The following is a 17,300-nucleotide window of genomic DNA, read 5'->3' as shown; positions in this document are numbered from 1 at the left end:
CCCTTTGTGGTGTCAGGTTCTTACGACCCGGCCTGGTTTTTCAAGTCGATCGAGAAACGCTGAATGATCTGGCTCAGCTCAGCCGAGCGATCAGAAAGCTCAGCCGATGCTGATTTCAGTTCATCGGCATCGTTGGTCGTACCCTGGGCGTTCTTCATGGTTTCATCAACGCTTTGGGAAATCTGTTTCACGCCATCCGCACTGCGGTTGGCATTGCCCGAAATTTCCTGCGTTGCTGCACCCTGTTCTTCAATGGCCGCCGCAATTGCGGTTGATGCGCTTCGGACCTGTTCGATGGTTTCCGAAACCCGCGAAATGCCGGTGACCGCACGTTCTGTGCCGTCAACAATGTCATTGATCTGGGCGGCGATTTCATCGGTCGCCTTGGCCGTCTGGGTGGCAAGGTTTTTGACCTCGTTTGCCACAACCGCAAAGCCTTTGCCCGCTTCACCGGCACGCGCAGCCTCAATGGTGGCGTTCAGCGCCAGAAGGTTGGTCTGACCGGCAATATCGTTGATCAGGCCAATGATTTCCTTGATCTTCTCAACGGTCTCGGACAGGCCGGCAACGTCATTTGACGCGCTCTGGCTTTCATCGGTTGCCCGTTCCACCGTGTTCGACATCTGCGAAATCTGAACGTTGATCTCGGTGATAGAGGATGAAAGTTCCTCGGTCGCGGCGGCAACCGCATCGACGTTCTGGGAAACTTCACCGGCGGCGGATGCCACCTGCTGGCTTTGGCCCAGAATGCCATCTGCACTCTGTGACATGCTCACCGCAAGATCGGCACTGCGTTGAACCGAACGATCAACGGCCTTGGCGATACCACCGACTTCGCTTTCAAGCTTTTCGGCGATTGCCCGGATATTGCTGCGGCGTTCTTCTTCGGCCTTCTGTTTCTGAACCGCGGCATCGGCTTCAAGCTGCTGGGCCTGTGCCGACTTGTCACGCAGTGCCAGAACACCTGCTGCCATGTCGCCAATTTCAACGAACCGGGAATCGGTTTCGACCGGTGCCTTGTAATCGCCATCGGCAATCGTGCGAATGCTGCTGTTCAGGCCTACGATGCTGCGCGTGATGCGCGTGCCGACAAGCCAGGACAAAACACCGGCAATGATGATCGCGATGACGGAAATGATCGCGATGCGCTGCATGACAGAAATGAATTCTGCCTGAACATCATCCATATAGACGCCAGCGCCAAGGGCCCAGTTCCATTCCTTGATCGGGCGCACATAGGCGGCTTTCTCGATCAGTTTGTCACCTTCACCCGGCTTCTTGGTTTCATACAGGATCACATCGCCGCCCGCCTTGGCTGCGGCAACAATCATGTTGCGCACCTTGCTGTCGGGATTGCACTTGCCAACATCTTCCGGGCTGAGCGGATCAAGCTGCATGCAGTAATTATAATCGGTGGCATAGATATAGTTCTGCCCGTCAAACCGGTATGCATTGAGCACATCCAGGGCCGCAGCCTTGGCTTCGTCTTCGGTCATCTCGCCGCTTTTGGCCTTGGCGATATAATTATTGACGATCGTGACCGCACCCTCGGTCAAATTCGAAATCTGTTCAAATTTCGCATTTCGAAGACTGGTTTGATAGTTCAGGGCGACTGTGGCGATAATTGCCAGCAGCACCAAAAGGCATATGGCGGGAATGGAAAATATCCCCGTGACGACCCGAAATCGCATGATTATCCCCTTCCAAGCGATTGTAGTGATCGCACTATATGCACATGATTTGAGAACCAAATGATTAATATTGCGTGCGATATTTGTTACATGGTTATGACGGTCACAAACCCCAATAACCGGGGGAATGCGTTTTTGCATGGCTGATCGGCGCGGGGATTGATTGACTTATGGTCAAATGCCCTGTATCACCCCGCTCATTCCTTCGCTTGCAAAGACAGAATGAGCTGTCAGGAACTGTATGAAAAGGCGAGGGCGGGTTCGGCGTGATGACGTCGATGCCTCACATCATTTGCCTCTCATGCAGGGTCCGACGCAGTGGCTGCTCTTTGCCGCGCACCGGTCATGACTTCGTTTGGGCAGGCACCCACAGGCGTTAACATGGCGCCGACCGGATAAACGAAGGACTTTCCTTTATGACGAATTTTAATGGGCTCAACCTGATCGAGCCCCTGCTGCGCAATGTTGAAGCTGCCGGTTTCTCCGCGCCGACCGAAATTCAGGCCGCGACGATTCCTGCACTTCTCGAAGGCAAGGACCTGATGGGTATTTCCCATACGGGTGGCGGTAAAACCGCTGCATTCTGCCTGCCGTTGCTGCAGCGTCTTGCCGAAAACCCGCAGCGCCCGAAACCGGGTCAGCCGCGCGCGGTTATTCTGGCACCGACCCGCGAACTGGCGACCCAGATCGGCCAGTGCCTGCGTGATTTCAAAAAAGGCATCCGCCTGTTTTCCTCTGTTGTCTTTGGTGGCTCCCCGATGGGCCCGCAGATTCAGGAACTGCGCCGTGGCGTTGATATCCTGGTTGCGACCCCGGGTCGTCTGCTGGATCATATGTCGCGCAACACGGTTCGTTTCGACGATGTCGAAGTCTTCATCCTTGATGAAGCCGACCGTATGCTTGACATGGGCTTCTCCGAAGACGTTCTGACCGTTGCTGAACTGCTTCCGAACGCGCATCAGACCGTGATGTTCTCGGCAACCATGCCGCCGGAAGTCAAACACCTGACCGACCGTCTGCTTAAAGACCCGGTCAAGGTTGAAACCGCACCGCAGTCCAGCGTGACCGAGCGTGTCACCCAGGTTGGCATGTTCGTGAAACGTCACGACAAGACCAAGCTTCTGGTTCAGCTGCTTAAACGTGACGAATCCGAACGCGTTCTGGTGTTTACCAAAACCAAGGCAGATGCCGACGAACTGTCGTTCCAGCTGCGCGATGAAGGCATCGACAGCGATGCCATCCATGGCGACAAACAGCAGCGCATCCGTCAGAAAATCCTGCGGAACTTCCGCAATGGCAGTTTCCCGGTTCTGATTGCGACCGATGTTGCTGCACGTGGTATCGACGTTCCGGGTATTACCCACGTTGTGAACTATGACCTGCCGCAAGATGCCGAAAGCTATGTCCACCGTATCGGTCGTACCGGTCGTGGCAGTGCCGAAGGTATTGCGATTTCATTCTGTGAACCGCGCGACATTCGCCTGCTTCGCAACATCGAACGCCTGATCAAACAGGACGTTAATATCGACGAAGATCACGAATTCCATGCTGCCCCGCCGCCCCGTTCGTTCGGTGCCGGTGCGAGTGCTGGCGGTCGTGGTGGTCGCGGTGGCCGTGACGGTGGTCGTGGCTTTGGCGGCGGCGGTCGCGGTGGTTTCGGCGGCCGTGATGGCGGCCGTGATGGCGGTCGTGGCCGTGGTGGCTTCGGCGGTGGTCGTGATGGCGGCCGCGATGGTGCCCGTGGTGACAATCGTGACGGTGGTCGCGGTCGTGGTTTCGGCGGCCCGCGTGACGGTGCCCGCGCCGAAGGTGATCGCGCAGCCCGCGGTTTCGGTGGTCGCGATGAGGCACGCGATGGTGGCCGTGATGGCGCACGTCGTGACTTCAATGATCGTCCGCGTCGTGATGGCGGTGATTTCCGCAATGACCGCAAGCCGCGCTTTGACAACGATGACCGTGCACCGCGCGGCGATCGTGAAGAGCGCAGTGGCGGCCGCGGTGGCAACTTCCGTCCCCGTGGTGAAGGTCGTGGCGAAGGTGGCAACCGTGATGAACGTCGCTTTGCCGACAAGCCGCGTGGTGATCGTGGTGGTAACTTCCGCGGTCGCGATGGTGGCCGTGATGGTGCCGGTGCGCGCGACGGTGCCCGTCGTGACTTCAACGACCGTCCGCGTCGTGCCGAAGGTGGTCGCAGCGAAGGCCGCGGTGGCAACCAGGGCATGAAACGCCGTTCGGCATAATTCTGCCCCGCTGTATTGCGGGTACTGTATGGGGGCTGCGCCGGGGAACGGCATAGACGTTTACGTCATGCCGGTGCGCAGCACTTCACAGGGACATTGTTAAAGGGGGACCGGCTGGAAACAGCTGGTCCCTTGCTATTTTGGCCTGTGTTTCGCGCACGGGTTTGTTGCGTAAACCTGTTTAGACCTATCCTGAAGTGGGGAATTGGTCTAAATTTACTAAACCTAAGCGTAAGGTATCTGTCCTGTGTGCCTCAGGGCTCCGAAATGCAGGCAGAGGAAGAGTGGTAATGATGAGCATCAGAATTGCATTTCTGGCCGTGCTTTTGGCGACCGTTGTTGGCTCGGGATCTGTGCGTGCACAGTCGGGCAAAAGCGGATCTGTTTCCGATGCCGACGGGCAGCGCGATTGTTCGCGTCTGGTTGCGTCGGGCAATCCGGATTACCCGCCCTATCTCTGGGTGGCCAAGGATGGCCATACCCTGCAAGGTGCTGCTGCCGACTTCATCAAACGGGCCGGTGAACTGGCTGGTGTTGAAGTCGACGTCGTCTATTCGGGCAACTGGGGCCGGGTGCAGCAACATATGCGCGACGGAACGATCGATCTGATCGCCGGTGCCTTCCTGACCCTGCCGCGTCTCGAATATATGGATTACTTCTATCCGGCCTTTCAGGGGACGCGCACCGTGATCTGGACGCATGACAATCTTGATCTGCGCTACAGCCAGTGGTCCGATCTGGTCGGGATCGATGGCCTGACCGTGATCAATAACAGTTTCGGACAGGCGTTTGACACCTATGCCCGCCACAATCTGACCATCAGCGAAGTACCAAGCCTTGAACAGGGCTTGCAGATGCTCTCGCTTGGTCGGGCGGAATACCTGATTTACGAAGAATTCCCCGGCAAGGCCGTGGCCGCCCATGAAAACATCACCAATATCCGCAGCTACGACACCCCGGTCAGCACCGAAAATCTCTATCTGACCATGTCGCACAAATCGGAATGCAACACCGGCGAACTGCGCGGCCGCCTGTCACGTGCCGTCTTCGATCTCGTCTCCCGCAATGTGATGACCGAAATGCTCGAAGCCAGCATCCAGGAATGGGGCGACCAGACCAACTGAGCCCAGACCAACCGAGGCCAGACAAGCTAGGGGTCAGACAAGCTAGGGGTCAGACCAACTGGGGCCAAGCCAACCAGGGTCAGACCCACTGGGGTCAGGCTAACTGCGGTCAGGCTAACCAAGGTCAGACTGACTGCGGATTGTTGCCGCGCCTACGCGGGATGCCTCTGTCGCACCCGTGGACGAACTCTCCCGATAATTGCGGCACTGGCAATGTGAGGGTTCCTCACATTTTATTTATACCTCTGAAATCATCGGACTTTTCCGCGCCCGGCGCGCGAACTGCAATCCAAACCCATTGAATATCCGCGGCTTCACGCCGATTTTGTCTCTATGCTGCCCGCCGCATCAAAAAACCGGTATAGCTATGCGGATTTAATTTGACGTTAACGTTAACGTCAACTACAACAGAGTCGCGTCATATCCCGGTGTGTTTGATCCTCATCGCGCCGGTTTCACCACAGGATCGCGACATGGCCTCGTTTGAACCGCAAAATCCCGATTACGTCGTCGAAGTGCGCCGGCGTTTCGCGCAGCAGCCCTACAATCTGTCGATCGGGGCAGAGGTTTCTGATGTCAAACCGGGCCGGGTCGAGGTGATTGTGCCAACGCGGCCCGATTTGTTGCAGCATAACGGCTATTTCCATGGCGGTTTGATCGCGGGTCTTGCCGATATCGCCGGGGGTTTTGCCGGCTGGAGTTTGGTCGGGGCCGATCAGGGCATGCTGACGATTGAATACAAACTCAACATCGTTGCACCCGGTATGGGCGATCAGTTGCGCGCGGTTGGCGAGGTGGTTTCACGCGGTCGGTCGATCATCGTCACCCGCATCGATGTCTTTGGTATGAGGAATACCGAAACGGTCCTTTGCGCCACATCGCTTCAGACGCTCAAGGTGATGAAGCTGCCGCCGGAATTACTCACCAGCGCCGCATAATCGGGCTGATTATTCACTTTTATCAAATAACCAAATTGCGCAGGGCAGGAACAGTAACATGGCATTTTTCGACTTCCCCGGACTGAAATTCGATCTTGGCGAAACCGCGGAGGCCATCCGCGAAACCGTCTCGTCTTTTGCCGAGGCCGAAATCGCCCCGCGCGCGGCCGAGATTGATGCCAGCAACCAGTTCCCCAATGATCTGTGGCGCAAATTCGGCGATCTTGGCCTGCTGGGTATGACGGTGTCCGAAGAAGACGGCGGCACCGGCCTTGGGTACCTTGAACACGTGATCGCCATGGAAGAAATCAGCCGTGCTTCGGCCTCGGTCGCGCTTTCTTACGGCGCGCATTCCAACCTGTGCGTCAACCAGATCAAACGCAACGCCACGCCCGAACAGAAGGCCAAATACCTGCCCAAACTGATCAGCGGCGAACATATCGGGGCGCTGGCGATGAGCGAGCCGGGCGCAGGCTCAGACGTCGTGTCGATGAAGCTTAAGGCCGAGAAAAAGGGGGATCGTTACATCCTCAATGGCAACAAGATGTGGATCACCAACGGCCCGGACGCGAATACCTTGGTGGTTTATGCCAAAACCGATCCCGATGCCGGGCCCAAAGGCATTACGGCCTTTATCATTGAAAAGACGTTCAAGGGTTTCTCGACCGCGCAAAAGCTCGACAAACTGGGGATGCGTGGCTCCAACACCTGCGAACTCGTATTCCAGGATTGCGAAGTGCCCGAGGAAAACATTCTGGGGCAGCTGAATGGCGGTGTGCGGGTTTTGATGAGCGGTCTTGATTACGAACGCGCGGTTCTGGCCGCAGGCCCGACGGGCATCATGCGCGCCTGCATGGATGTGGTCGTGCCCTATATTCATGAACGCAAACAGTTCGGTAAGGCAATTGGCGAGTTCCAGCTGATGCAGGGCAAGATCGCCGATATGTACACCACGATGAATGCGTGTCGTGCCTATGTGTACGAAGTCGCCAAGGCGTGTGATCGCGGGGAAACATCGCGCAAGGATGCGGCCGGTGTGATCCTCTATGCTGCCGAAAAGGCAACCTGGATGGCGCTTGAAGCCATTCAGGCGCTGGGCGGCAATGGCTATATCAATGAATATCCAACCGGCCGTTTGCTGCGCGATGCCAAGCTGTATGAAATTGGTGCCGGCACCAGTGAAATCCGCCGCATGCTGATTGGCCGCGAACTGTTTGGCGAAACCGCCTGAGTTCTGAGCTGAAACCCGAAACTTCGTCCCACGAACAAACGGACCCATACCATGAGCACTTCTGATCCGATCGTCATTGTTTCCTGCGCCCGCACCGCGATGGGTGGCCTGCAGGGGGATTTTGCCAGCGTGACCGCCGCCGAACTGGGCGGTGTTGCCATCAAGGCAGCGCTTGAGCGTGGCGGTATTAGCGCCGATGATATTGATGAAGTCATCATGGGCAATGTGTTGCCCGCCGGTCAGGGGCAGGCGCCGGCCCGCCAGGCTGCCTGGCATGCCGGCATCCCGCGTGCGGCGGGCGCGACCACGATCAACAAGATGTGCGGATCGGGCATGAAAGCGGTGATGTTTGCCCATGATACGCTGGTCGCCGGTGGCGCCAATGTCATGGTGGTGGGCGGCATGGAAAGCATGACCAATGCGCCGTTCCTGCTTCCGAAAATGCGGTCGGGCCACAAATATGGTCATGACATGGTCTATGACCACATGGCACTCGATGGTCTGGAAGATGCCTATGACAAGGGCCGTTCGATGGGCACCTTTGCCGAGGCGACCGCCGAAAAATACGGCTTTACCCGCAAAGAGCAGGATGACTATGCCATTACCTCGCTGACGCGGGCGCAAAATGCCGCCACGTCCGGCCATTTTGCCGATGAGATTACCCCGGTGACCTTTAACACCCGCAAGGGCGAAGTCACGATTGACGCCGACGAACAGCCGCCCAAGGCCAAACCAGAAAAAATCCCCACCCTGCGCCCGGCCTTTGCCAAGGATGGCACGGTCACTGCCGCCCATTCGGCATCGATTTCCGATGGCGCTGCGGCGCTTGTGATGATGCGCGCGTCGGAAGCTGAAAAGCGCGGGCTTAAGCCGCTTGCCAAGATCGTTGGTCAGTCGACCCACGCGCAAGAACCCTGCTGGTTCACGACCGCCCCTATTGATGCGATCAAAAAGGTGCTGGGCAAAACCGGCTGGTCCAAGGACGATGTCGATCTTTGGGAAATCAACGAAGCCTTTGCCGTGGTGGCGATGGCCGCGATCCGTGATCTCGAACTTGATCACGGTAAGGTCAATGTCCATGGGGGTGCCTGTGCACTCGGCCATCCGATTGGTGCGACTGGTGCGCGGTTGCTGGTCACCCTGATCCATGCGCTTAAAACCCATGGCGGGACCAAGGGTGTGGCGTCGCTTTGCATTGGTGGCGGTGAGGCCACGGCGGTTGCCATCGAGCTGCTTTAAGTTTTTGGTAAATTATGTGAACGAAGTTACGCCCCTGTGATCGGAGGGGTCGGCTTTCTGATGACAGAAAACCGCGATCCTGCTATCGGAATTGCGGTTTTGGCGCAGGGGCGAGGCTGCTTGCGCGACACCAACACCGGGGTATCATAGTCAAGGGACAGCCATGCAAGATGTGTTGAGCCTGGCGGCGCAAAATCTTCTGTCGCCCATCGTTCTTTTCTTTGTTCTGGGGGTGGGGGCTGCCCTAGCGCGATCGGATCTGACGATCCCGGAAGCCGTCGCCAAAGGCATTTCGCTTTATCTTCTGTTTGCCATTGGCTTCAAGGGCGGGGTGGCGGTCTCAAATAACGGGATCGACCTGACACTTGGCATGACCCTGATGGCGGGCGTGATCCTGTCCTTTGTCTTGCCGTTCATTGCCTTTGCGCTTTTGCGCTGGATCTCGCAACTGAGCAGAACAGATGCCGCTGCGGTGGCAGGGCATTATGGCTCGATCTCGATCGTGACGTTTGTCGCGGCAACCTCGGTCCTGCAAAGTTCGGGCATCGTGGCAGAGGGTTACATGGTTGCGGTGGCTGCCGCGATGGAGGCACCTGCGATCTTTTCGGCCCTGTTGCTGGTGTCATCGGGCGGCAAGGGCCGGATGGATGGCGCGTTGATCCGTGAAATCCTGCTCAATGGTTCCATCGTCCTGCTGGTTGGCAGTTTCTTTATCGGCTGGATCACCGGTGCCGAGGGCATGGCCAAGATCGAAGCCCTGATTGTCTCGCCCTTCCAGGGGGTTCTTTGCCTGTTCCTGCTGGATATGGGGCTGGTTGCGGGACGTGGCCTGAAACAGGGGCGTGCGGTGCTGCGCCCGGGGCCGCTTGTTTTCGGGATGTTGATGCCGGTGATCGGGTCCTGCCTTGGACTGGCGTTTGCGCTGATTATCGGCCTGTCGCTTGGTGGAGCGGTGCTGTTGATGGTGCTGGCCGCCTCGGCAAGTTATATCGCGGTGCCTGCGGCCATGCGTGTTGCCCTGCCAGAAGCCAATCCGTCGGTCTATCTTACGCTGTCGCTTGGCGTGACGTTCCCCTTCAACCTGACGCTTGGCATTCCGCTTTATCTTGCGATGGCCAGCGCCGTTCACGGAGGTTAATCCCATGGAAAAGCATGATGCCAAACGTGTGGCGATCATTATCGAAGCCATTATGGAAAGCCGCCTGCGTCAGGCGCTTGAGGGGGCGGGGGTTACCGGCTTTTCCGTGCTGCCAGTACTTGGCGGATCGGGGCGGTCAGGCAGTTGGAGCCGCGATGATACCGTGTCGCGGGGCGGCGGCATGGTTCAGGTGATCTGCATCATCCGCCCTGAGAAGCTTGACCGGATGCTTGAGGCCGCGTTCGAGGTGGTGGATCGTCATATCGGTGTTGTCACGATCAGTGACTGTCAGGTGCTGCGCGCGGATCGATTCTAGGAACGTCAGGGTTTGGTTGTCTGCGAAACAAAGGAGATCGCACGTTTAGAACGGTTCAAAAGGTTGGAATGGGGGCTATCAACTTGGGCAATTTGGTCCTATTTTGTCGACAGCGTTATGACAGAATAGGGGACTTCGCGAGATGTCAAAGCCAACCGTTGATCGGATGCTTGCCGGGTTCAAGAGCTTTAAGGCGATGTATTATGATCAGCGCCCGGAACGCGTCGAGGACCTGGTCAATATGGGCCAGCGACCGGAAGTTCTTCTGATTGCCTGTTCTGATTCCCGCGTTGATCCCGCCATCCTGACCAATGCCGAACCGGGTGAGATGTTTGTCATCCGTAACGTGGCAAACCTTGTCCCGCCCTATGAGCCCGATGAGAATTACCACGGGACGTCGTCGGCGATCGAATTTGCGGTGCGTGATCTGAAGGTCAGGGACATCGTCATTCTGGGCCATTCGGCGTGCGGTGGCATGGAGGCTCTAGTCGAACACGGCGAAGCGGGCAAGGTGCCGGACCGCGACTTTATCGGCGAGTGGGTCAGCATTTCGAAATGCTGTCTCGAACATGGCCCGGATGTCGACAAGGTATCGCGTCATTCGATCCGTAACTCGCTGCAAAACCTGATGTCGTTCCCGTTCATCAAGGAACGGGTCGAGGCCGGTGACCTCAAGCTGCATGGCTGGTGGTACGGCATGAAAGAAGGGATCCTGTGGCGCTTTGATGCCGCGCAGGACAAATTTGTTCAGGGCGAAGAGTAAGCCCGGTCTGATGATAACGATCTTCTGATCGCAGGACCGGACATCGCCCATGAAACCTAACGTGGGAGGGTGGCCGTCATGCGGTTGGAAGAACATCAGATCATGGTGCGCGATACCGCGCGCGAGTTCGCCGAAAACGAACTCAAACCCAATGCCGCAAAATGGGACATCCACCATACCTTCCCGGCCGAGGCGATTGCAGGCCTGGGCGAGCTCGGCTTTTTGGGCATGCTGGTGCCTGACGAGTATGGCGGGGCGGGCATGGATCATGTCGCCTATGCTTTGGCACTTGAAGAAATTGCCGCTGGCGACGGCGCGACCTCGACCATCATGTCGGTGCATAACTCTGTCGGCTGCATGCCGATCCTGAAATTCGGGACAGAGGCACAAAAGCAGGAATTTCTGATCCCGATGGCGCGCGGCGAAAAGATCGGGGCGTTCTGCCTGACCGAACCGCAGGCCGGATCAGATGCCAGTGCGCTGCGCACCCGGGCGGTCCGCGATGGAGATCACTGGGTTTTAAATGGCGCCAAGCAATTCATCACATCGGGGTCGGAGGGCGATGTCGCCATCGTCTTTGCCGTCACCGACCGGGATGCGGGTAAGCGCGGCATTTCCGCCTTTATCGTGCCGACCGACACGCCGGGATATGTTGTTTCCCGGGTTGAGGAAAAGCTTGGTCAGAATGCCTCGGACACCTGCCAGATCACCTTTGTTGAATGCCGGGTGCCTGCCGAGAACATGCTGGGCGAGGAAGGGCAGGGCTACAAGATCGCGCTTGCCAACCTTGAAGGCGGACGCATCGGCATTGCCGCCCAGTCGGTCGGCATGGCGCGTGCGGCGTTCGAGGCCGCCCGCGATTACGCCAACGAACGCGAAACCTTCGGCAAGAAAATCATTGAACATCAGGCAGTGGCGTTTCGTCTGGCCGATATGGCCACCAAGATCGATGCCGCCCGGTTGCTGGTCCATCGCGCCGCTGTCTTGCGCGATGATCACAAGCCGTGTCTGACCGAGGCCTGCATGGCGAAAATGTTTGCGTCTGAAATTGCCGAGGAAGTGTGCTCAAGCGCCATCCAGATTCATGGCGGATACGGCTATCTCAAGGACTTCCCGGTCGAGCGCATCTATCGCGATGTGCGGGTTTGCCAGATCTATGAAGGCACGTCTGATATCCAGCGGATGGTGATTGCCCGGGCTTTGGCGGATTGACGAGGCAGCGTGTCCGCTTGCGGGCATGCCAAAACAAAATACCCCGGACCACGAGAATATCGTGGTCCGGGGTATTTGCGTAGATTAGATGATTTCAGGATGTTGCCGGATGGCGGTCTCAGAACTGGTATTGCAGGCCGATCATGATTTCATGCGCCCGCAGGTCGAACCGGGTTGCTTCAACTTTGGTCGCGGTCGCGCCATTGATATAAGTATCACCGCCGCGCACTTCTCCCATGTCGAGGTAGCGGTAGGACAGATCCAGCGTCCACTGATCGGATATCGCGTATCCGACGCCTGCACCAATCTGCCAGGCAAGGTCGTTATGCGTATCGCCACGAATGAAAGTGCTGTCAGGGAAAAAAAGCTTTTCTGTTTTGTTCCGCGCCCAACCAATGCCGCCTTGCAAGTAGGGGGAAAAGGCGCCGACATCAACACCGGCAATGCTCAACGGATCGACATAAACATTCATCATCGTCGACCAGTTGGACGTCTCGAAAGCGCCGTCATTTAGCTTATTTGCTGTTTTGTTCGCAATACCGTCCGCGTCACGATAGTCATCTGCTGCGGATAGTCGGGCACCATACGATACCGTGATATCGGTCCGTAGATAGTCCGTAAGGTTCAGTCCGGCACCGATCTGGTAACGCTGGCCTTTATAACTTGTCAATTCGACTGTGTCGCGCTCAGCGCTGTCGAAAAAGTCGTCTTTATCATCAATGGTCATGGAATAGCCAAGGTCAGCACGCAGGTATGGGGTGAGTAGCCATTCCTCCGCGGTTGCTGAGTTGCTTAATCCGGCAAAACCAAGTGCCAGCAGGGTGGCGACCACAGCGGGCCCGCGTCTTAATCTGTAGCCTTTCACTGGCAGCAAATGTGATAACATTAACATGTATCCTAATGACTTAAGTGAATTGATCAGTTTTGCTGAATGTAAGCGTTCGGGTTGATCATAGCACTAAGAAAATTGGCGCTCGTCATAAATCGTCAGGATATCAAAGGTTGCAAACCTAGCGGCGGGCTAAAAGCCCGTGCTTTTCCAACAATCTGCGGAACTGATGATAGTTCAGATCAAGCGCCTTTGCAGCCTCGGTCTGGTTGTTGGCGTTTTGGCGCAGGGCCTGTTCAAGCAGCTTGATTTCGAAATTGGCGACCTGTGATTTGAAGTCGATATTTGTGTCTGGTTCCGGGGCGTCGACTTCTGGCGCAGATGTGGGCGTGTCACGGTCGGTCTCGGACCAGATCTCCTCGAACGGATCGATGGTGATGTGGGCCAGCGGGGTTTCGTCGTCCTCGGACAGGTAGATGCTGCGTTCAACCGCGTTGCGCAGTTCGCGGATGTTGCCGGGCCAAGGGTAGCGGAGAAGTTGTTCGGCAGCATTGCGCGAGAAACCGGGAAAGACGCTGCGGCCCAGGCGTTTGGTCATCTCAAGCGCGAACTGTTCGGCGAGCAAAAGGATATCATCAGACCGTTGGCGCAGCGGCGGCACAGCGATCACGTCAAAGGCGAGGCGATCAAGCAGATCGGCGCGGAACCTGTTGGTTTTGGCCAGTTCGCGCAGGTTTTCATTTGTCACACCAATGACGCGGGTGTCGACTTCGATGACTTCCGAGCCGCCGACACGCTCGATCTCGCCGTACTCAACAACACGCAGAAGCTTTTCCTGCACCACGGGGCTGGCGGTGGCGATTTCATCAAGAATGATGGTGCCCCCGTGCGCGCGTTCGAACCGCCCGATATGGCGTTTGGTCGCGCCGGTAAACGCCCCGGCTTCGTGCCCGAAAAGTTCGGTATCAAGAAGGGTTTCAGACAGGGCGGCGCAATTGACCTTGATCAGCGGTCCACCCCAACGGCGCGAAAGATAGTGCAGGCGGGCGGCAATCAGTTCCTTGCCCGAGCCGCGTTCGCCAATCACCAGACAGGGGCGTTCAATCGGCGCCAGACGTGAAACATGTTCAAGGGCGGCCAGAAAAACGGGGTCTTCGCCCAATATCGGTTGCAAGCTATCCATTTCGCGGAAAACGTTATCGAAAAACGTCATTATTGTCGCGATAAAAGTTAAGTAAAAAGTCTGATGATTGGTTAAGTTATTGATTTGATGGGATTTCAAAACTGGCACGGCATTTGAAACAGAGAGTGCAGAATTTGTAGCGTCCCCCGATTAATTAAGGAGATCAGACAATGGGCGTGTTTTCGCGTTTGTCCGATATCGTAAATGCCAACATCAACTCGCTTCTGGATCGTGCCGAAGATCCGGAGAAAATGGTGCGGTTGATGATCCAGGAAATGGAAGACACCCTGGTTGAGGTGCGTTCCGCCGCCGTCAAGGCGATTGCCGACAAGAAAGAAGTCGAGCGCAAGCTCAAGAAACTTCATGACGGTCAGGTCGAATGGGACACCAAGGCAGAGTTTGCAGTTTCCAAGGGCCGTGATGATCTGGCCAAGGGCGCACTGATGGCGCGCCGTCGTCTGGCCGATCAGAGCCTTGTGCTTGAGCGGGAGCTGGAAGTGATCGAGGAAACCCTTGGCAAGTATGACGAGGACCTCAATAAGCTTCAGAACAAGCTGAACGAAGCCAAGGCGAAACAGCGTACGGTTGAAATCCGCATGCAGACGGCTGAAAAGCGTGTCAAAATGAAAGAAAAGCTGCATTCCGGTCAGATTGACGAAGCACTTCTGCGTTATGAGCAGATGGAACGCCGGATTGACGAACTTGAAGCGAGTGCGGACTCCTGGGACCTTGGTCGCGGACAGAGCCTTGAGGAACAGTTCGAAGACCTTGAGGCCGAGCTCGGGATCGAGGATGATCTTAAGGAACTGAAAGCACGCGTAAAAAGCGACGCGAAAAAAGACAAATAAGTAACGGGTTTTCGTGTTTCGATACGTTGATCTGCTTGAAAGAACGAGATGTCGAATATGTGGGCGATTGCCGTACCTCTTATCGTTTTGATCACCGTTGTTGGCCCGGTTTGGGTGGTGTTTCATTACATCACGGTTTGGAAACGCATGAAGGCCGAGCAACGCCCGCAAAGCCCGGAACAGACAGCCCGCGAAAAGGAAACGGTGGCGGGTCTGAAACAACGGGCAAAGCGACTCGAAACCCGTGTCGAAACACTTGAACGCCTGTTAGATGCCGAGGTTGCCGAATGGAGGAACAGGATATGACTGCTCAGCAAGCTACTGCTGGAGACGGTTTTGGGCGCAGTCACAAAAGACGCTCGCGCTGTGGATGTGGCTCACGGCACAACCCGGACGGTTCCAGGCGTCATGGTGTGATCGGCCGTACCACGCGCGGCATTTCAGAAGCCTTTGGCATTCCGCGCAAAGGGGTGCTGATTGCCTTCATTCTGGTTCTGATCTTCAGCTTCCCGGTCGGTGTGATGCTGTTTGGTCTGGCATGGGCCTATGTGCATCATCCGCAGTGGTTTGATGCTCTGCGCGGCAAAGTACGCGGTGCCGGTCAAAGCACATCGGCCGGACGTGCCGCCCGCCAGAACAACAGTACGGCGGATGCCGCAAACGAGCGCCCGACGGTTGGTGTTGATTATGAAGAAAGCTGGATGGAAGACCTGCGCGAGCAGTTTGACGATCTGGAACGGCGCACCGGTTCGATGGAAGGCTTTGTCGCATCTGGCGATTACCGCATGGCATCCGAATTCAAAAAGATGAAAGAGGATGACGAAGCCGGTAAGTCCGATAAAGACAGCAAGCCGGACGATACCAAAACGGATGGGCCGAAGGCCTAAGCACGAGCCGAGCATTTTGACGAGATTGACGGCGGTTTTATCAGCTACCCCCCAATCCCCCCTCGCGTTAGCACGGGTCTTGACCCGAAGAACCGTCGTCAAACAGTTAAACCGGATTGCAGATGCAGTCCGGTTTTTCTTTTTGTTTGCAGTTCCTTGCGGCAAAACCCCCAAATAGCGTTTATCACTATACCTAATTTAAAGGTTTTTCCGGCAAAGTCGGAAAAATTGCCCATATAGTGCGCTATAGGGCAGGCAGCTTTTGGGGAGCACCATATGACGACCATGATCGAGCATCCCGGCGAACAGGATTTTCTGCATCGTTTGATGCTTGATAACCCGTGGTGGGATGGCGTTACCGATGATCAGGTGCAGGGCCTGCCGCAACGCGCGTTTTTCAAGCGGTTCTGGGCGGCGATTGAAAAGAATGACGGCCAGAAGGCGGTTGTTCTGACCGGCCCGCGCGGGGTGGGCAAGACCGTGATGATGCGTCAGGCCGTGGCAGAGCTTTTGAATGCCGACACGCCGCGACGCCATGTTTGCTATATCTCGCTTGAACATCCGCTGTTTCTTGAGGTTGATCTGCCGCGGTTGCCGAAGCTGCTGCGCTCCATGCGTGGGATTTCGGCCGATCATCCGCTTTGGCTGTTTATTGACGAGGTATCCTATCAGCGCGACTGGGAAGCCAGCCTGATCAAACTGCTGGCCGCCGATCCGATGTTGCGCGTGGTGGCGGTCAGTGCGCTGGCGCCGGCCGGGGATAATGCGGAATATATCCAGAGCCTGTTTTTACCGCCTTTCAGCTTTGCCGAATATCTTGAGCAAAAGGGCATCGCGCCCAGTGATGTTTTGCCGGAAACGCCAAATGTCGGGCGCTATACCGCCGATGTGCCCGACGGGTTGATTGAACTGAATGACCTGTTTGAGGACTATATCAATGAAGGCGGCTTTCATGCCGCCAATGGCGAGGCCGGGGCCATTCATCGATCGCTTCATTCGGATTTGCCCGGCCTGCATGGCATTTCAAGCCCGTCGGACCTGCATCGGTTGTTTGCGCTTCTGGCCTATAACACCGGTTCGGAATTTTCGATCGAGGGGCTGGCGCGCGAGCTTGATATCGCCAAGAATACGCTTCGGCGGTATCTTGAATATCTTGAAAGTGCCTGGCTGGTGCGCCGTCTTGAACGTGTCGATCAGGATGCCAAACCGTTTCAGCGCGCGGTGGCGTTCAAGGTGCACCTGATCCATCCGGGCTTGCGCACCGGTTTGATAGGCGTTCGGGCATCTGACAGTGCGACGATCACACGGTTGGCGGAAACTGCGATCCAGACCCAGTTCCTGACGTCAAGTGTCGGGATGGAAAGCCTTTATTACGCGCGCTGGGGACAATATGAGGTGCCGTTTGTGTTCCTTGATCGCCGATCCGGTACGCCGCTTTTTGCCTATCATTGCCTGTGGCGCGATGAGGCGATCCGCAAGCCCAAGGAAATCAGAGCCCTGGTCAATTTCCGGGGCAGTCATGCCCTGCCGCTGGGCGCGTTTGTCCTGACCAAGGCGCAATGGCATGGCGGGAAGCTTGGCGGGGTGCCGATGCGCTTTGAGCCGGCCAGTGTGTTGGCCCTTCGGATCGGGCTTGAATTTTCGCAGCTTTGATTTGGTGT

Annotated in this window: 16 protein-coding genes; 13 read left to right on the top strand and 3 right to left on the bottom strand. The window is 56.6% G+C overall.

The annotated features are described in order from the left end of the window. Positions 1-20: 20 nt before the first annotated feature. Positions 21-1,691, bottom strand: a complete 1,671-nt coding sequence (locus IT893_RS17785) for a methyl-accepting chemotaxis protein (protein ID WP_197146152.1) — start codon at positions 1,689-1,691, stop codon at positions 21-23. A 416-nt stretch (positions 1,692-2,107) separates the two neighbouring features. Here IT893_RS17785 and IT893_RS17780 point away from each other — a divergent pair, with 416 nt between their 5' ends. The 9 genes from IT893_RS17780 to IT893_RS17740 all read left to right on the top strand — a co-directional run bounded on the left by IT893_RS17780 (position 2,108) and on the right by IT893_RS17740 (position 11,892). Next, positions 2,108-3,931, top strand: a complete 1,824-nt coding sequence (locus IT893_RS17780; RefSeq protein WP_197146151.1) for a DEAD/DEAH box helicase — start codon at positions 2,108-2,110, stop codon at positions 3,929-3,931. Positions 3,932-4,221: 290 nt separating this feature from the next. After that, a complete protein-coding gene (locus tag IT893_RS17775) occupies positions 4,222-5,055 on the top strand; it encodes an ABC transporter substrate-binding protein (RefSeq protein ID WP_197146150.1) in 834 nt (277 codons plus the stop codon). 473 nt (positions 5,056-5,528) lie between these two features. After that, a complete protein-coding gene (locus tag IT893_RS17770) occupies positions 5,529-5,993 on the top strand; it encodes a PaaI family thioesterase (RefSeq protein WP_197146149.1) in 465 nt (154 codons plus the stop codon). A 58-nt stretch (positions 5,994-6,051) separates the two neighbouring features. Next, complete coding sequence (locus IT893_RS17765; RefSeq protein WP_197146148.1) at positions 6,052-7,224, top strand: isovaleryl-CoA dehydrogenase; 1,173 nt, start codon at positions 6,052-6,054, stop codon at positions 7,222-7,224. Positions 7,225-7,275: 51 nt separating this feature from the next. Beyond that, entirely contained in the window at positions 7,276-8,463 is a 1,188-nt protein-coding gene (locus tag IT893_RS17760) for an acetyl-CoA C-acyltransferase (protein ID WP_197146147.1), read from the top strand. Positions 8,464-8,626: 163 nt separating this feature from the next. Continuing rightward, the gene (locus tag IT893_RS17755) at positions 8,627-9,601 is read left to right on the top strand and encodes a sodium-dependent bicarbonate transport family permease (protein ID WP_064779965.1); all 975 of its coding nucleotides are present in this window, start codon (positions 8,627-8,629) and stop codon (positions 9,599-9,601) included. A gap of 4 nt (positions 9,602-9,605) precedes the next feature. Continuing rightward, entirely contained in the window at positions 9,606-9,917 is a 312-nt protein-coding gene (locus IT893_RS17750; protein WP_007088811.1) for a P-II family nitrogen regulator, read from the top strand. A 142-nt stretch (positions 9,918-10,059) separates the two neighbouring features. Beyond that, the gene (locus IT893_RS17745) at positions 10,060-10,680 is read left to right on the top strand and encodes a carbonic anhydrase (protein ID WP_008888479.1); all 621 of its coding nucleotides are present in this window, start codon (positions 10,060-10,062) and stop codon (positions 10,678-10,680) included. A gap of 78 nt (positions 10,681-10,758) precedes the next feature. Then, positions 10,759-11,892: an acyl-CoA dehydrogenase gene (locus tag IT893_RS17740; RefSeq protein ID WP_197146146.1), complete on the top strand. Its 1,134-nt coding sequence runs from the start codon at positions 10,759-10,761 to the stop codon at positions 11,890-11,892. A gap of 118 nt (positions 11,893-12,010) precedes the next feature. On the opposite strand, the gene IT893_RS17735 is transcribed toward IT893_RS17740, so the two are convergent. Both IT893_RS17735 and pspF read right to left on the bottom strand, forming a co-directional pair. After that, entirely contained in the window at positions 12,011-12,724 is a 714-nt protein-coding gene (locus IT893_RS17735) for an outer membrane protein (protein ID WP_197146145.1), read from the bottom strand. A gap of 178 nt (positions 12,725-12,902) precedes the next feature. Beyond that, positions 12,903-13,934 (bottom strand): phage shock protein operon transcriptional activator, encoded by a 1,032-nt coding sequence (gene pspF, locus IT893_RS17730; RefSeq protein WP_197146144.1) that lies wholly within the window; start codon positions 13,932-13,934, stop codon positions 12,903-12,905. Between the two features lie 140 nt (positions 13,935-14,074). Between pspF and pspA the strand changes: the two genes are divergently transcribed. From pspA to IT893_RS17710, 4 genes are all read left to right on the top strand, one after another. Beyond that, positions 14,075-14,752, top strand: coding sequence for a phage shock protein PspA (gene pspA, locus IT893_RS17725; protein WP_008888471.1), 678 nt, complete (start codon positions 14,075-14,077; stop codon positions 14,750-14,752). Positions 14,753-14,800: 48 nt separating this feature from the next. Continuing rightward, the gene (pspB, locus tag IT893_RS17720) at positions 14,801-15,058 is read left to right on the top strand and encodes an envelope stress response membrane protein PspB (protein WP_252723996.1); all 258 of its coding nucleotides are present in this window, start codon (positions 14,801-14,803) and stop codon (positions 15,056-15,058) included. 107 nt (positions 15,059-15,165) lie between these two features. Next, positions 15,166-15,639 (top strand): PspC domain-containing protein, encoded by a 474-nt coding sequence (locus IT893_RS17715; RefSeq protein WP_197146143.1) that lies wholly within the window; start codon positions 15,166-15,168, stop codon positions 15,637-15,639. A gap of 276 nt (positions 15,640-15,915) precedes the next feature. After that, positions 15,916-17,292: an ATP-binding protein gene (locus IT893_RS17710; protein ID WP_008888466.1), complete on the top strand. Its 1,377-nt coding sequence runs from the start codon at positions 15,916-15,918 to the stop codon at positions 17,290-17,292. The last annotated feature ends 8 nt before the right edge of the window (positions 17,293-17,300 follow it).

Origin of the sequence: Thalassospira sp. A40-3 (assembly GCF_015871485.1) — a bacterium.
GTDB classification, from domain to species: Bacteria; Pseudomonadota; Alphaproteobacteria; order Rhodospirillales; family Thalassospiraceae; genus Thalassospira; species Thalassospira tepidiphila.
Note: the sequence above shows the minus strand (reverse complement) of the source record. Positions and strands in the feature narration are given on the sequence as shown.